This window comes from Streptomyces sp. NPDC001536 (assembly GCF_042894505.1).
In the GTDB taxonomy this organism is placed as follows: Bacteria; Actinomycetota; Actinomycetes; order Streptomycetales; family Streptomycetaceae; genus Streptomyces.
Genome location: NZ_JBIAVQ010000028.1, coordinates 26,767 through 41,154, shown reverse-complemented (window position 1 = coordinate 41,154; position 14,388 = coordinate 26,767). Strand labels below are relative to the sequence as shown.

Here is a 14,388-nt window from a genome sequence, read left to right as displayed (position 1 = left end):
ACCCCCCCGTCCGGGGCCTCCATCCGGTGGCCCCGCCCCCGCCCCGCGCCCCCCCCCCCCGCCCCTAGACCGCCCCCCCCCACCACCCCCCCGCGTCGCCCAGACACTCACTCCACCAGCAACGACACCGTCTCGGCGACACAGACGGGCTTCTCGCCGCCCCGGCGCTCGATCGTCACGCGGAAGACAGCCTGCGCCCCCTGCGGACCGCGCTTCAGCTCCAGCAGTTCCACAGTGCCACGCAGTTCGGAGCCCACGGGGGTCGGGGCAGGGAAACGCACCTTGTTGCTGCCGTAGTTGATGAGCGTGGCCAGGCCTTCCACCTGGGCCGCCTCGACCAGCAGTACCGGGATGAGGGACAGCACCAGGTAGCCATGAGCCACCGTGGTGCCGTAGGGGCCCCGCGCCGCCTTCTCGGAGTCCACGTGGATCCACTGCCGGTCGCCGGTGAGGTCGGCGAACCGGTCGATCTCGTCCTGGGTGATGGTGTGCCACTCGCTGCGGCCCATCACGGTGCCGACCGCCTTCTCGAGTCCGTCAAGGCCGTGGTACGTCTTCATGTCGAATCTCCCTCAGGCCTTGGGGCCGCCGGCCACGTACAGGACCTGGCCGCTGACGAACGAAGCGTCCTCACGGACGAAGAACGACACCGCTGCGGCGACGTCGGCCGGTTCGCCGACCCGCTGGACCGGGATGTTCTGGGAGGCGTACTCCTTGAGCTCGTCGAAGGACAGACCGACCCGCTTGGCTGTCCCGGCGGTCATGTCGGTGGCGATGAAGCCGGGCGCGACGGCATTGACAGTGACGCCGAACTTGCCGAGCTCGATGGCGAGCGTCTTGGTGAATCCCTGCACGCCAGCCTTGGCGGCCGAGTAGTTGGCCTGGCCCCGGTTGCCGAGCGCGGAGTCGCTGGAGAGGTTGACGATGCGGCCCCAGCCGGCTTCGGTCATGTACTTCTGAGTGGCCCGGCTAACCAGGAACGAGCCCCGAAGGTGCACGTTCATGACGGTGTCCCAGTCGGCGGTGCTCATCCTGAACAGCAGGTTGTCGCGCAGCACCCCGGCGTTGTTGACGACGACAGTGGGCGCGCCGAGTTCCTCGGCGACGCGGGCCACCGCGCGCTCGACGGACTGCTCGTCGGAGACGTCCGCACCGACGGCGAGAGCCCGGCCGCCGGCCTCTTCGATGCGGGCGGCCACGGGCTTGCAGGCGTCGCCGTCGAGGTCGAGCACGGCAACGGCGAGGCCGTCCGCGGCCAGGCGCGCGGCGACTGCGGCGCCGATGCCACGCGCCGCCCCGGTGACGATCGCCGTCCGGGTGGTGGTGGGGGTCATGAGGGTGTTCCATTCCTGAGCCGGGCCTCCGGCCCGCTCATGCCGGTGCCACAACGCGCTGCGAGCACGTCAGTGGCGGAGAAGAAGGGCGAGTGGCCCCTGTCAGTGATGTGGAAGTCGGCTCGACGTGCGCTCGGCCCGCATCCGCCGGCAGGACGGCGGGACCGCATGGTCCGTGGCGCTCCGATATACGCCTTCTGTACGTCTTAGGCACCGATGCGGATCGGCGCCCCGCGACAGCGGTGGCACCGCGAACGCCTCGCACACCGTGGCAGCGGCACCGTCCGTGGCGAACTTGCGGCTGGAGAAGCCGCCTGGTGCGCCACGGCCATGAGGCGTCAGCCCTTCACCGAACGGGCCGAGCCCCACAGAGCGCCCGGATTGACACGGTCCGGATGAATCTCCAGCATCGCCCGGTACAGCTCCTCGGTGGAACCGGTGCGCGCGACGCAGTCCTCGAAGTCATCGATGTACACGCGGGTCTCGGCAAGGATGTCCGGGGAGTCAGGCCGGTCGGGACGCTTGTGCCCCGCGACGACATGGTCGGGGTCAAGGTCGCCGATCACGTCGAGCGCCTCCTTCCACGCTTTACGGCCCGCACTCGGCGACTCGGCGAGGTAGAGGTGCACATCGTTGTAGGCGGCGTCCCCGGCTACGACAAGTCCGATCGACGGGACGTGCAGCGCGGTCGTGTCATCGGTATCGGTGTGACCGAGCGGCACGATCACCAACTCCCGGCCCTCGAGTTCGAGCACCGTCTCCTCCACCGGGTCGGCGGCGGCGATGCGGCGCGGGATCTGGCCCGGGAACCGCGCGCTCCAGAAGCTCTCGACGAAGCTCGGTTCCATCTGCTTCGACATGTGCTCGACGACCGCGGGTGTGGCGACCGGCCGGGCACTCGGAAAACGATCGAGGAGGGTCGCCAGCCCGAACCAGTGATCGCCGTGTCCGTGGGTGACGTAGATCGTCGTCAGGTTCCGGTCGAACGACTCCACCCACTCGGCGAGCGCGGCAGCCTGCTGGGCCGTCATGACCGGGTCGACGAGAACCGCGTCGCGGTCGCCGTAGACGAGCGTCGATGAGATCGGCGACCACATCCGCCGCTCCACACCGGGCGGCAGATCACTGATCGCTGTCGGGATCGAGGGTGAGACGTGGACCGCGTACCGCAGATCCTTCTTACCGGCCAAGGCCTACTCCTGTCGCTCAGTCGTTCAGTGGTTCAGTGGTCCAAGCGCCTGTGCCCCGTGGTCGAGGTGGCGTTGTCGGTGCGAGGGCAGGGCTCCCTGTACCGCTCCAGCCGGGAGTGCGCCGGCCCTGGGCACTCGGCCGACAGGGCGCGGACAACTCCGCGTTCCTCGGGGTCACTGTCAGAGAGCCGCCGCCAGCTCGGTGCCCTGGCGGATTGCCCGCTTGGCGTCGAGTTCGGCGGCGACGTCGGCCCCGCCGATGACGTGGACGGACTGGTCGGCCTCGCGCAGTTCCTCGTACAGGCCGCGGTTCGGCTCCTGCCCAGCGCACAGCACCACCGTGTCGACCGGGATGAGCTGCGCATCGCCGTCGACGGTTATGCGCAGGCCGCCGTCCTCGATGCTGTCGTAGGTGGCTCCCGCCACCATGGTGACGCCGCGGTGCTTGAGTTCGGTCCGGTGGATCCAGCCGGTGCTGGTGCCGAGCCCCGCGCCCACCTTGCTCGTCTTGCGCTGGAGGAGATGTACGGTCCGGGTCGGCTTCCCCTGTTCTGCCGGGCCGAGGCCGCCGCGGTCGCGGTAGTCCGTGTCGACGCCCCAGTGCCGGGAGTAGACCTCCGGGTCAAGGCTCGCCTTGTGGCCCGGGTCGGTCAGGTAGGCGGCGACGTCGAAGCCGATGCCGCCGGCGCCGATGATCGCCACGCGCTCGCCGACCGTCACCCGGTCACGCAGGACGTCCAGGTAGCTCACCACCTCGGGACGATCCTGCCCAGGAATCCCGGGGTCTCGGGGCGTGACGCCGGTGGCCAGGGCGATCTCGTCGAACGAGCCCGCGATCAGGCTCTGCGCCGTCACCCGGGTGCCCAACCGCACATCGACGCCGTGCTGTTCGAGCTGGACGCGGTAGTACCGCAGCGTCTCGTCGAATTCCTCCTTGCCCGGGACGCGCCGGGCCACGTTCAGTTGACCGCCGATCTCGTCGTCGGCCTCGAACAGCGTGACCTGATGGCCGCGTTCGGCGGCAGCGACGGAGAGCGCCAGGCCGGCCGGGCCAGCTCCGACAACGGCCAGGTGCTTGCGCCGGCGCGTCGGGGACAGGACCAGCTCGGTCTCGTGACAGGCCCGCGGATTCACCAGGCAGGTGGTGATCTGGCCGCTGAAGACGTGGTCCAGGCAGGCCTGGTTGCAGCCGATGCAGGTGTTGATGGTCTCGGCACGCCCGTCACGCGCCTTCGCCACGAAGTCGGGGTCGGCCAGGAACGGACGGGCCATGGACACCAGGTCCGCTCGACCCTCGGCCAGCAGCCGCTCGGCGACCTCCGGCGTGTTGATCCGGTTGCTGGTCACCAGGGGAACGGAGACGGCTCCCATCACCCTCTCGGTGACCCAGGTGAAGGCTCCGCGCGGCACCGAGGTGGCGATGGTCGGGACGCGTGACTCGTGCCAGCCGATCCCGGTGTTGATGATGGTTGCTCCCGCCGCCTCGACCGCTTTGGCGAGGGTGATGACCTCGTCCAGGGTGCTGCCGCCGGGTATCAGGTCGAGCATGGAGAGCCGGTAGACGATGATGAAATCCGGTCCGACCCGCTCGCGTGTCCGGCGGACGATCTCGACCGGGAAGCGCATGCGGTTCTCGTAGCTGCCGCCCCACTCGTCGGTGCGGTGATTGGTCGCGGGAACGATGAACTCGTTGATCAGGTAGCCCTCGGAGCCCATGATCTCGACGCCGTCGTAACCGGCCACCTTGGCGAGTTCGGCCGCCCGCACGAACGCCTGGATCGTTTCCTCGACCTCCTCGCCGGTCAACGCGTGCGGCACGTTCGGATTGATGGGGGCCCGGATCGCGCTCGGCGCCACCAGGTCCGGGTGGTTGGAGTACCGGCCGCCGTGCAGGATCTGCATGGCGATCCGGCCGCCCTCCCGGTGCACCGCCTCGGTGATCACCGCGTGCTGCTGAGCCTCGGCCTCGGTCGCCATCCGGGCAGCACCATGGCCGAGCCGACCCCGGTCATCGGGCGCGATCCCGCCCGTGACGATCAATCCGACCCCACCCCGCGCCCGCTCGGCATAGAACGCTGCCATCCGTTCGAAGCCCCGCTCGGCCTCTTCGAGGCCGACGTGCATCGAACCCATGATCACCCGGTTCGGAAGCGTCGTGAAGCCCAGGTCCAGAGGGCTCAGCAAGTGGGGGTAAGCGGTCATCGGTACGACTCCTCGTCCTGAACCGACTGCTTCCTGCAGTCGGTTGCAGATGCCATGTTGTGCAACTACTTGTCTAAGGGGTGGGGCTGGTCGGGCGCCGAGGCGGTGCGGTCGACCACCCGGCCGGACCCCGAACGCGCCGATGCCCGACGGCCCGATGAGCGCGCCTCGCGCTACGCCTGCAGGTGCTCCCGGAACCATTCGAGTGCTCCCGCGCCGGCACGTTCGAACTGACTGCGGTACGGGTCGAAGTGACCACCGGGGATGAGGATCAGCTTCTTGGGCTCGAGGGCCTCCTCGTAGGCCTCGAGAGCGACGTCGGTCACGGTCAGGTAGTCGGCCTCGGCGACGATCATCAGCAGAGGCGTGGGGGACACCCTCCGGATGAACTGCCCGGGCTCGTACATGCGCGCCATGCGGGTGGAGCGCACAGTCACCCGGTTCTCCCAGACGCCCTCGGGCAGCTCCTGGAGATAGAAGTCGACAGCGTCACTGGAGTAGTACGACGCGTGGACCGCCGGATCGGAGCTGACGATCTGCTGGTAGCGGACCCGTTCCCCGCGGGCGGCACTGCGCTCCTCTTCCGCGAACCCCTCTTCGAGGGCGGGAACGAGATGCGGAGGAACCCGCCGAAGTGCCTGCCGGTGGCCGCTGATGTTCGGAACCTGCGCGACGACGGCCTTAAGACGCCGGTCCGTAGCACCGAGCACGATGGCATGGCCTCCGGCGAAACTGCTTCCCCAGACACCGATCCGGCCGGGATCGACCTCCGGCTGCGCCTCCAGGAAGGAAATCGCGCGGCGCCAGTCATCGGTCTGCACCCACGGATTGACGTCCTGACGCGGTTCACCGTCGCTGGCGCCGAACGTGCGGTGGTCGTGGAGCAGCACCGCGAAGCCCGCCTCGGCGAACAGCCGCGCAAAGCCCTCCAGAGTGTGCTCCTTGACACCGGCGTAGCCGTGAGCCATCGATATGGCCGGATGAAGACCCTCGCCTTCCGGCACGAAGTACCACCCGCGCAGAGTCACCCCGCCCTCGGCGGTGAATGCCACGTCTCGCCTGTCAACCATGGTTTGCCAGTCCTCTCTGATCAGGCAGGTGCCGACCAGCGTCGTTCACCGGGAGCCACCGGTACCGGAAAGCGTCGTTGCCGTCATGGCGGCCGACCGTAGCAGTTACGTACAGAGGTTACAACGGTATGACTATGTCGCTCGCCGATCCGGCCGAACAGCCGCAGCACCCCGGCCAACCCGCCGCCTTTTCGTGCGGCAGGGCTGGTACTGACACACCCATAGACGTTACGCTCCTGTACGGATGGCGATCAACGCCCTGCCGCGGGCCGGGCGCCGCAGCCGGCGGCACCTCGGCTGAGGCGCGCTAAACGGAGAGTGGAATGATCATCGATACGGCATCGCTCGACGCCAGGTCGAGCTACAAACTCCTCATCGGCAGTGTTCTGCCGCGCGCGATCGCCTGGGTCAGCACCCGGTCGACCGCGGGCGTCGGCAATGTGGCTCCGGTGTCGTTCTTCACCGTCGTAGGCCGCCTTCCCCCGATGGTGTCGATCTCCCTTCAGCCCCGCTCCGACGAGGTGACCCTGAAGGACACGTTCGTCAACATCCGGGACACCGGTGAGTTCGTGGTGAACATGGCCTCGATCGGCCATGCCGACGAGGTGCACCGCTCCGCCTTCGAGTTCGCCTCGGATGTCGACGAATTCGAGGCACTCGGCCTGGAGAAGGGCGAGTGCGAGGTCGTAGCGGCGCCCCGGATCGCCGACGCCCCCATTTCCATGGAGTGCGTGGTCGATCGGATCATCCCCATGCCCCCGATGCCGGACCACGTGGTGTGGGGGCGCGTGGAGCGCTTCCACGTGCGCGACGACCTCTACCTGCCCGGCGGGCGCATCGACATCGGTGCCCTGGGGGCCGTCGGGCGTCTGGCCGCCGAGTACTCGCTCGTCGACAACATCTTCACCACCCCCCTTCCCGAGGAGCTCGTCGAGCGTCTGCGCGTGACGCGCAGCGCGCGGCTCGATGAACGTCCGACGGACTTCTCACCCATCGACACGGCGGAATGGTCGCCGTCCGGATCAACGAAGACTGGACCGAAATGACCAGAGACATCATGCACACCGACCCTGCCACCACCCGTGAGGGCGAGGCGCTACCGGGGGCGCCGACGCTGGTGCTCGTCCACGGCTTCCTGGACGACACCACCGTCTGGGACGGCTTCATCCAGGCCCTGCATGGCGCCCTGACGACGGTGCGCCTCGACCTTCCGGGTTCCGGGGCCCGTGCATCCGCCTCCGTGGATGCGCAGAAGCTGAGCCTGGCCCTGTTCGCCGACGAGGTCGCATCCGTCATCGACGAGATCGAGGGCCCGGTTGTTCTCGTTGGCCAGAGCATGGGATCCCAGGTGGCCGAGCTCGCGGCGGCCGCCCGGGCCGAGCGCGTGGCCGGGCTGGTTCTGCTCACTCCGGTCCCCCTGGGAGGCACGCATCTGCCCGACGAAGCCGTCGCGCCGTTCCGGGCCCTCGGCGGGAACGTGGAGGCCCAGCGTGCCGTGCGCAGCCAGCTCTCACCCGAGCTGGACGATGCGGCACTGGACAAACTGGGCCGCAGCGGCCTGCTGGTCCCGCCGCCCGTGGTGGCCCGCTACGTCGACATCTGGAACACCGGGGCCGACGAGGCACCGGAGAAGAGCCCATACCCCGGCCCCGTCCTCATCGTCCGCGGCGACAGCGACGGGTTCGTCACCGAAGAACTGGTCACCGAAGTCATCGCACCCCGCTTCCCCGGCGCGAGCCTGGCCACAATTCCCGACGGCGGCCATTGGCTACACGTTGTGCACCCTGATGCCCTGGTCCGCGAAGTCCTCGTCTTCCTCCAGAACCTGAATGCCGACGCCGCGGCTTCTGGCTGGCGCAGCGGCTTCGCGGAGCAGTCCGCCAGTACCTTCGGCGAGGGCTTCGCCGAAGACGTGGTGCTGGAGGCCAGCGTCCTGGTCAAGCCCATCGCCGGCCGAACGTCCGTCGCCTCGGTCATGGCCGCTGCGAGCACGATCTACGAGTCGCTGGAATTCACGGCCGAGGCCTCCGACGCAACCACGACCTACCTGCAGTGGAAGGCGACGGCGTTCGGCGGAGTGCAACTCTTCGGCGTCACCGTCCTGGAGAAGAACGCTGATGGCAAGGTCGTGCGGGCGGCGATCCACCACCGTCCTCTCGGAGCAGCCCTGCAGTTCTCCGCCGCGATCCGCGATCGGCTGGCCGGCGTGGTTCCGCCCGAGCACTTCTACGCGGGCGACACGCAGGCTGCCGCAGGCGCATAGCCGGATTCGCCCACCTGTCCCCACAGACACCGAACGACCCATCTCGAAGGGATGGAGCACCTATGAGTCACCTGGGCGTCGACATCGACGATCACGTCGCCGAGATCATCCTCGACAACCCGCCGCAGAACCGTATCGACGAACAGATGGCCGAGGAACTACTCGCCGCGGTCGAGAAGGCGGAGTCGGCGGGAGCGCGGGCGATTCTTCTGCGGGCCGAAGGGCCTGACTTCTCTTACGGCGGGGACATCGTCACGTGGCCCGATCTCGACGTGCGGCAGTTGCGGACGCTGTTCGAGCGGTACATGTTCGCCTTCAACCGGTTCGAGCAGATTCCCGTACCGGTTGTCGCGGCGGTGAACGGCCTGTGCTTCGGTGGCGGTTTCGAGCTCGCTCTGCGCTCCGACGTGATCTTCGCCGGTGAGGGGGCCCGGTTCGGGCACCCCGAGCAGAGCCTGGGCTTGGTCACCCTGCTCGGCGGGATCTACCGGTCGGCGGCTCGCGTGGGCCGTGCCCGAGCCTTCGAATGGGCGCTGAACTCGGAACAGGTACCGGCTGCCACCATGGCGCAGGCCGGAGTCGTCAACCACGTCCTCCCCGACGGCGAAGTCCTCGAAGCCGCCCGGGCGTTCGCGCGCAAGGTGGCCGCTGGGCCCACGCGGGCGCACGCCGCGCACAAGGCGCTGTTGCGGTTGTGGGAGGCCGGGGGTACGAAGGCCGCCGACGATGCGATGTTCGACATCGCCATCCCGCTGTTCGAGTCGAAGGATGTGGCTGCCGGCCTCACGTCGGCCGTGGCGGCCTACAAGGCCGGGCGGCCCCGGCCCGCGGTCGACTTCACCGGGGAATAGGCGGGGTGGGGCCGTCGCCCCGACGGCCCCACCCCGCGAAGACCCCAGGAGAACGAGATGACCGAGGCGGTCCACTGGCCGGCCTCCGCCCGCTGTCAGCAAGCCCAGGACACCGCCCCGATGAAACACAGCGAGCCTGGGCAAACCACCCCGCCCCATCTCCTGGAGTCCGTCGACACAGCGGAGCAATGCCTCCCCTCCTCCCTGACCACGCTCAGCACCATCGATCCCAGCACCTCTCCCCCACCCCACCCCCTCGACACACGCGGCCTTGCACGCCTCCGCACCCTGCGCGGCGACCGCCATGCCGCACTGGCCACCGGACACACCGACGCGCCCCCTCCGCGCTCGCACGGAGCGGCTTGTCGTGCTGGACCGGACGAATGCGTCGTTCTTTGACTCGTCGGGGCGGATCTGCTGCTGCGAGCGCGACGGGAGGCGGAGAACGCGGCGGTGGTACTGGTCCTGCCCTGCGTCCCGGGCCTGCTGCACCGGATTGTGGAGATGACCGGAGCCGATCAAGTCCTGCAGGTCTTCGACACCGTCACCGACGCCGCGACCACCCTGAGTAGTTGGCGGCACAGGCTGCGCACTGTGGCCCCCGCCGACCGCGCCCCTCCGGCCGCCATCGCGCGCACCGCGGGCCGGCTCTCCCACGCGTACGGAGCGCGCAAGCACTGACCGCCGACGCGTTCTTCTGGACGGCAGGCCTCACCCTCAGCGCTGCGGTCGTGGGCGCCGACCCGCACTGGATCACGCACTGACTGACCGTCACGCTGCTGACCGGGCTCGGTATGGGTCTCACCTTGCCCGTCCAGTCCGCAGCCGCCGCCCAGTCGCTTCCTCCAGGACGGTTCGCGCTCGGCTCGGCGATCAACGCCAGCCTCCGCCAACTCGGCGCCGTCCTCGGCATCAGCCTCTTCGTCGCCGTGCACCCCCACGGCGGCGACGGCCGTCGAATCCTTCCACCGAGTCTGGCAACTGTTCGCGGCCCTCGGCCTGGCGGCCGGACTTCTCCTGTGGGCACCACGGCTGCGCCGGGGCTGAGCGGCGGTGGCGCCGTGGTGGGGCCGAGAGACCGCACCGCGGCACCACCACCCAGCGTCGCCGACGAAACCGAGGGGCCGTCAGAGCCGTTCGAGGATCGTGGCGTTGGCCAGACCACCCGCCTCGCACATGGTCTGGAGGCCGTAACGGGCACCCCGGTCCTCCATGCTGTGCAGGAGGCTGGTCATGATGCGGGCCCCGCTGCTGCCCATCGGGTGGCCGAGAGCAATGGCACCACCGCGCACATTGACCTTCTCCAGGTCGACACCGGTCTCACGCTGCCAGGCCAGCACCACGGAGGCGAACGCCTCGTTCACTTCGAAAAGGTCGATGTCGTCGAGCGTCAGCCCCGCCTTCGCCACAACCTTCTGAGTGGCAGGCATGACGGCAGTGAGCATGAACAGCGGGTCGTCGCCGACCACAGTGAAGGTGTGGAAGCGGGCACGCGGCCGGAGGCCCAGCCGCTCGGCCACGTCCGAGCCCACGATGAGCAGCGCCGAGGCACCGTCAGTCAACGGGGAGGAGTTGCCTGCCGTGACGGTCCAGCCGATCTCGGGGAACCGCTCGGCGAATTGCGGGCCGTAGAAGGCCGGCCTGAGTCCGGCCAGACCCTCCGCGGTGGTGCCCGCCCGGACGGTCTCATCCTGCTGCCCGGCCCAGGCGACCTCACGATCGAACTCGCCACGCCCCCAGGCCCCGGCAGCGCGCAGGTGGGACTCCGCGGCGAAGGCGTCCTGCTCCTCGCGGCTGATCTTCCAGCGTGCCGCGATCAGCTCGGCGCTGATCCCCTGAGGGACCAGTCCATCGGGGTAACGCTCACCCACCCTGGGGCCGAACGGGTCGCTGCCGGGCAGCATGTTCGAGCCCATGGGCACGCGCGACATCGACTCCACGCCGCAGGCGATGGCGACGTCGTACGCGCCGCTCATGACACCCTGTGCGGCGATGTGCGCCGCCTGCTGCGAGGAGCCGCACTGCCGGTCGACGGTCATGGCCGGAACGCTCTCGGGGAAACCGGCCGCCAGTACCGCACTGCGCGTGGTGTTGAAGGACTGGTCGCCGACCTGGGTCACGCATCCCCCGATGACGTCGTCGACCAGCGCCGGGTCGATCCCCGCCCGCTCCACCAGCGCCGACAAGGTCCGCGCCAGCAGGTCCACGGGGTGTTCTCCGTGGAGCGAGCCTCCCGGCTTCCCCCTGCCGACCGGCGTGCGAACCGCCTCGATGATCACGGCATCCCGCATGACAGCCTCCTGAGTTCTGAATTCCCAACCCGCACATGTGCTGCTGGCGGATACGCACGGTCGATTCGGCCCGCCATCGCCCAACGCGTCACATCTCCCAGTCGGCGAGGAGAGTACGACGCCCGCAGACACCCTAGCCCATGTCATAGGCATCAGCACTTTACCTATGTCAAATCGTCTCTTTCGATGTACGGTGACCGCTAGCACAGCGGCACCCCAGGCCGCACAGTGAAAGGGTGGTGTCGCGTGATCTCGAAGATCCGCACGAGCGTCGCCGAGGCCGTGGCAGGGATCGAGGACGGATCGACGATCATGATCGGCGGGTTCGGCAGAGCCGGTCAGCCCGTGGAGCTGATCGGCGCCCTTCTCGAGCAGGGCGCCCGCGAACTCGTGGTCATCAACAACAACGCGGGCAACGGAGACACGGGCCTGGCGGCCCTGCTCGCCGCCGGCCGCGTACGCAAGATCGTCTGCTCGTTCCCGCGCCAGAGTGACTCGCACGTCTTCGACCGTCTCTACGGGGCGAAGGAGATTGAGCTCGAACTGACGCCGCAGGGGACACTGGCCGAACGCATCCGGGCCGCGGGCGCGGGAATCGGCGCGTTCTTCACTCCCACCGGGTTCGGCACCCCGCTGGCCGCCGGCAAGGAGCATCGCGTCATCGACGGGCGCGACCACGTGCTGGAACACCCTCTGCACGCCGACTACGCCCTGGTGAGCGGCCACCTTGCCGACCGCTGGGGCAACGTGGTCTACCGCAGGACCGCGCGGAACTTCGGCCCGATCATGGCTGCCGCCGCGCGGACGACCGTCGTACAGGTCGACCGCGTCGTGGAGTTGGGCGCGATCGATCCCGAGACCGTGGTCACGCCGGGCATCTTCGTCGATCGGGTCGTCGGTGTCGGAGAGCGCGCATGGCTGCGTGAGGGCGTCTTCGTCGGCGCCGCGGACGCGGAAGGCAACCCGAACCCGGGCTCCTTCGCATCACGGGATGACCAACGATGACCGATCTCAGCTCCGGCCTCTCCCGACGCGAACTCGCCGCCCGCATCGCCCTCGACATTCCCGAGGGCTCCGTCGTGAACCTGGGAATCGGCGCACCGACCCTCGTGGCCGACGCCATTCCCGACGATTTGGAAGTCATCCTGCACACCGAGAACGGCATGCTGGCGATGGGGCCCGCACCAGTACCCGGTCAAATCGATCCGGACCTCATCAACGCGGGCAAGCAGCCGGTGACCGAGCGGCCAGGGGCCTCCTACTTCCACCACGCCGACTCGTTCGCCATGATGCGCGGAGGCCACCTGGACATCTGCGTGCTCGGCGCGTTCCAGGTCTCCGAGCGCGGCGACCTCGCCAACTGGCACACCGGCGCCGCCGACGCCATACCGGCTGTCGGCGGGGCGATGGACCTGGCGATCGGGGCCAGGTCGGTGTGGATCATGACCGATCTGCTCACCCGGGACGGCACACCGAAACTCGTCGCACAGTGCAGCTACCCCCTCACCGGCGTGCGCTGTGTGTCCCGCGTGTACACGGACCAGGCAGTGTTCGACGTCACGCCCGCCGGCTTCGTGGTGCGCGAGTTGTTCGGCAGCGCCACGATCGACGCGCTCGCCTCGGCCACCGGACTGCACCTCGAGGACGGACGAGTCGCCCCGTTGCCGACCGGAACCGACCGAGCGCCGGCGCGGTTCCGCCACCCCACGACCATGAACGAACACGGACGAGGTCATGACCGGTAGCTTCATATACGACGCGCTACGCACCCCCTTCGGAAAGTACGGCAAGGCGTTCTCGGGCATACGCCCGGACGACCTCGCCGCACACGTCATGAGCGCCATCGTCGAACGGCAGCCCGACCTGGACCCGGGACGGATCGACGACATCATGTTCGGCAACGCCAACGGCGCCGGCGAGGACAACCGCAACGTGGCCAGAATGGGCGCGCTGCTGGCAGGGTTCCCCACCAACGTGCCCGGGGTGACCGTCAATCGCCTGTGCGGCTCCGGAGTCGAGGCAGTCATCCAGGGCAGCCGCGCCATCGAAGCCGGTGACGCCCGACTCGTACTCGCCGGCGGCGTCGAGTCGATGAGCCGCGCACCGTGGGTCGTGCCCAAACCGGACCGAGCGTACCCGGCGGGCAACAGGACCATGGTCTCGACGACCCTGGGATGGCGGCTCGTGAATCCGCGCATGCCCGAGAAATGGACCATCCCGCTGGGGCAGACCGCCGAAATCCTGGCAGAGCGATTCGAGATCTCGCGCGAGGAGCAGGACACCTTCGCCCTGCGCAGCCACAAGAACGCGGCACGCGCATTCGCGGAAGGGGCCTACGCGAAAGAAATCATCGGCGTTCCCGGCGTCGACCTGGACCGGGACGAGGGCATCCGCGACGACACGAGCCTCGCTGCCCTGGCCGGACTCAAGCCGGCGTTCGTCGCGAACGGAAGCGTCACAGCGGGCAACTCGTCTCCCCTCAACGACGGAGCCTCGGCAGTGCTGCTCGGAGGGGAGAACGCCCTGCCCGGAGCACACCCCCTGGCCCGCATCATCGGACGAGGAGTGGCAGGCAACGACCCGGACGTCTTCGGCATCGCACCGGTGGAGGCAGCCAACCGCGCCCTCGCCCGCGCCGGCAAGAGCTGGTCGGACGTGGATCTCGTCGAACTCAACGAGGCCTACGCCGCGCAGAGCATCGCCTGTCTGCGGCTGTGGCCCGAGCTCGACCCCGAGAAGGTGAATGTGGACGGTGGCGCCATCGCCATCGGCCACCCCCTCGGGGCCTCCGGAGGACGCATCGTCGGACATCTCGCTCACGCACTGGCCACGCGTGGCGGCGGCATCGGCGTCGCGGCGATCTGCATCGGCGTGGGTCAGGGGCTCGCGGTGGTACTCGAAGCGTGAGCGACCGCTCTCGCGACGGACACGGCACGGCCTCCCTCCCCGATCCACGGCGCGGTCCTTGTGGGCGATCAGCGATAAGAAGGCGCAACTCGGGGATGCGGCGACACTCGACCCGGCCGGACGACGGGTGCCGCACGGCGTGAGGTGGACCATGGACATCGACTGCGACATGGAGGTCGGACGAACCACGCTCCGAGCAGCCCTTGCCAGTCCGAAGCGTTCCTTGGAGGACACATGTGAGACGGCACAGCAGTGTCTACGGGCCTGGCTGCAATCGACG

At 68.9% G+C, this 14,388-nt stretch carries 13 protein-coding genes; 7 read left to right on the top strand and 6 right to left on the bottom strand.

Going from position 1 to position 14,388, the window contains the following annotated elements:
• Nucleotides 1–107: 107 nt before the first annotated feature.
• The 5 genes from ACFY0U_RS43895 to ACFY0U_RS43875 form a co-directional block, all read right to left on the bottom strand.
• The gene (locus ACFY0U_RS43895) at nt 108–560 is read right to left on the bottom strand and encodes a MaoC family dehydratase (RefSeq protein WP_388645876.1); all 453 of its coding nucleotides are present in this window, start codon (nt 558–560) and stop codon (nt 108–110) included.
• Between the two features lie 12 nt (nt 561–572).
• Nucleotides 573–1,334, bottom strand: a complete 762-nt coding sequence (gene fabG / locus ACFY0U_RS43890) for a 3-oxoacyl-ACP reductase FabG (protein ID WP_388645875.1) — start codon at nt 1,332–1,334, stop codon at nt 573–575.
• Nucleotides 1,335–1,672: 338 nt separating this feature from the next.
• The gene (locus tag ACFY0U_RS43885) at nt 1,673–2,524 is read right to left on the bottom strand and encodes an MBL fold metallo-hydrolase (protein WP_388645873.1); all 852 of its coding nucleotides are present in this window, start codon (nt 2,522–2,524) and stop codon (nt 1,673–1,675) included.
• Between the two features lie 180 nt (nt 2,525–2,704).
• Nucleotides 2,705–4,726 carry an FAD-dependent oxidoreductase gene (locus ACFY0U_RS43880; RefSeq protein WP_388645872.1) on the bottom strand — a complete coding sequence of 674 codons (2,022 nt, stop codon included), beginning with the start codon at nt 4,724–4,726 and terminating at the stop codon, nt 2,705–2,707.
• A gap of 173 nt (nt 4,727–4,899) precedes the next feature.
• Nucleotides 4,900–5,778 (bottom strand): alpha/beta hydrolase, encoded by an 879-nt coding sequence (locus ACFY0U_RS43875; protein ID WP_388645870.1) that lies wholly within the window; start codon nt 5,776–5,778, stop codon nt 4,900–4,902.
• Between the two features lie 341 nt (nt 5,779–6,119).
• Between ACFY0U_RS43875 and ACFY0U_RS43870 the strand changes: the two genes are divergently transcribed.
• The 4 genes from ACFY0U_RS43870 (at nt 6,120) to ACFY0U_RS43855 (ending at nt 9,591) form a co-directional block, all read left to right on the top strand.
• Nucleotides 6,120–6,842, top strand: coding sequence for a flavin reductase family protein (locus ACFY0U_RS43870; RefSeq protein ID WP_388645868.1), 723 nt, complete (start codon nt 6,120–6,122; stop codon nt 6,840–6,842).
• Complete coding sequence (locus tag ACFY0U_RS43865) at nt 6,839–8,059, top strand: alpha/beta fold hydrolase (RefSeq protein ID WP_388645867.1); 1,221 nt, start codon at nt 6,839–6,841, stop codon at nt 8,057–8,059. The genes ACFY0U_RS43870 and ACFY0U_RS43865 overlap by 4 nt, the downstream gene beginning before the upstream one ends.
• Before the next feature lie 62 nt (nt 8,060–8,121).
• Entirely contained in the window at nt 8,122–8,910 is a 789-nt protein-coding gene (locus ACFY0U_RS43860) for an enoyl-CoA hydratase/isomerase family protein (protein ID WP_388645866.1), read from the top strand.
• A 453-nt stretch (nt 8,911–9,363) separates the two neighbouring features.
• Nucleotides 9,364–9,591, top strand: a complete 228-nt coding sequence (locus ACFY0U_RS43855) for a hypothetical protein (protein ID WP_388645864.1) — start codon at nt 9,364–9,366, stop codon at nt 9,589–9,591.
• Between the two features lie 446 nt (nt 9,592–10,037).
• Here the strand turns inward: ACFY0U_RS43855 and ACFY0U_RS43850 are convergent, their stop codons facing one another.
• The gene (locus tag ACFY0U_RS43850; RefSeq protein WP_388645862.1) at nt 10,038–11,201 is read right to left on the bottom strand and encodes a thiolase family protein; all 1,164 of its coding nucleotides are present in this window, start codon (nt 11,199–11,201) and stop codon (nt 10,038–10,040) included.
• Nucleotides 11,202–11,447: 246 nt separating this feature from the next.
• On the opposite strand from ACFY0U_RS43850, the gene ACFY0U_RS43845 reads away from it, so the two are divergent.
• From ACFY0U_RS43845 to ACFY0U_RS43835, 3 genes are read left to right on the top strand one after another with little or no spacing between them, the layout of a single operon-like run.
• Complete coding sequence (locus ACFY0U_RS43845; RefSeq protein ID WP_388645860.1) at nt 11,448–12,206, top strand: 3-oxoacid CoA-transferase subunit A; 759 nt, start codon at nt 11,448–11,450, stop codon at nt 12,204–12,206.
• The gene (locus tag ACFY0U_RS43840; RefSeq protein ID WP_388645859.1) at nt 12,203–12,946 is read left to right on the top strand and encodes a 3-oxoacid CoA-transferase subunit B; all 744 of its coding nucleotides are present in this window, start codon (nt 12,203–12,205) and stop codon (nt 12,944–12,946) included. The genes ACFY0U_RS43845 and ACFY0U_RS43840 overlap by 4 nt, the downstream gene beginning before the upstream one ends.
• Nucleotides 12,936–14,108: a thiolase family protein gene (locus ACFY0U_RS43835; RefSeq protein WP_388645857.1), complete on the top strand. Its 1,173-nt coding sequence runs from the start codon at nt 12,936–12,938 to the stop codon at nt 14,106–14,108. The genes ACFY0U_RS43840 and ACFY0U_RS43835 overlap by 11 nt, the downstream gene beginning before the upstream one ends.
• Nucleotides 14,109–14,388 lie beyond the last annotated feature (280 nt).

Bases quoted from the DNA above. Each gene is read 5' to 3' on its own strand.
- fabG (WP_388645875.1), bottom strand. From the start codon at position 1,334: ATGACCCCCACCACCACCCGGACGGCGATCGTCACCGGGGCGGCGCGT.
- ACFY0U_RS43835 (WP_388645857.1), top strand. From the start codon at position 12,936: ATGACCGGTAGCTTCATATACGACGCGCTACGCACCCCCTTCGGAAAG.
- ACFY0U_RS43895 (WP_388645876.1), bottom strand. From the start codon at position 560: ATGAAGACGTACCACGGCCTTGACGGACTCGAGAAGGCGGTCGGCACC.
- ACFY0U_RS43870 (WP_388645868.1), top strand. From the start codon at position 6,120: ATGATCATCGATACGGCATCGCTCGACGCCAGGTCGAGCTACAAACTC.
- ACFY0U_RS43860 (WP_388645866.1), top strand. From the start codon at position 8,122: ATGAGTCACCTGGGCGTCGACATCGACGATCACGTCGCCGAGATCATC.
- ACFY0U_RS43850 (WP_388645862.1), bottom strand. From the start codon at position 11,201: ATGCGGGATGCCGTGATCATCGAGGCGGTTCGCACGCCGGTCGGCAGG.
- ACFY0U_RS43880 (WP_388645872.1), bottom strand. From the start codon at position 4,726: ATGACCGCTTACCCCCACTTGCTGAGCCCTCTGGACCTGGGCTTCACG.
- ACFY0U_RS43865 (WP_388645867.1), top strand. From the start codon at position 6,839: ATGACCAGAGACATCATGCACACCGACCCTGCCACCACCCGTGAGGGC.
- ACFY0U_RS43840 (WP_388645859.1), top strand. From the start codon at position 12,203: ATGACCGATCTCAGCTCCGGCCTCTCCCGACGCGAACTCGCCGCCCGC.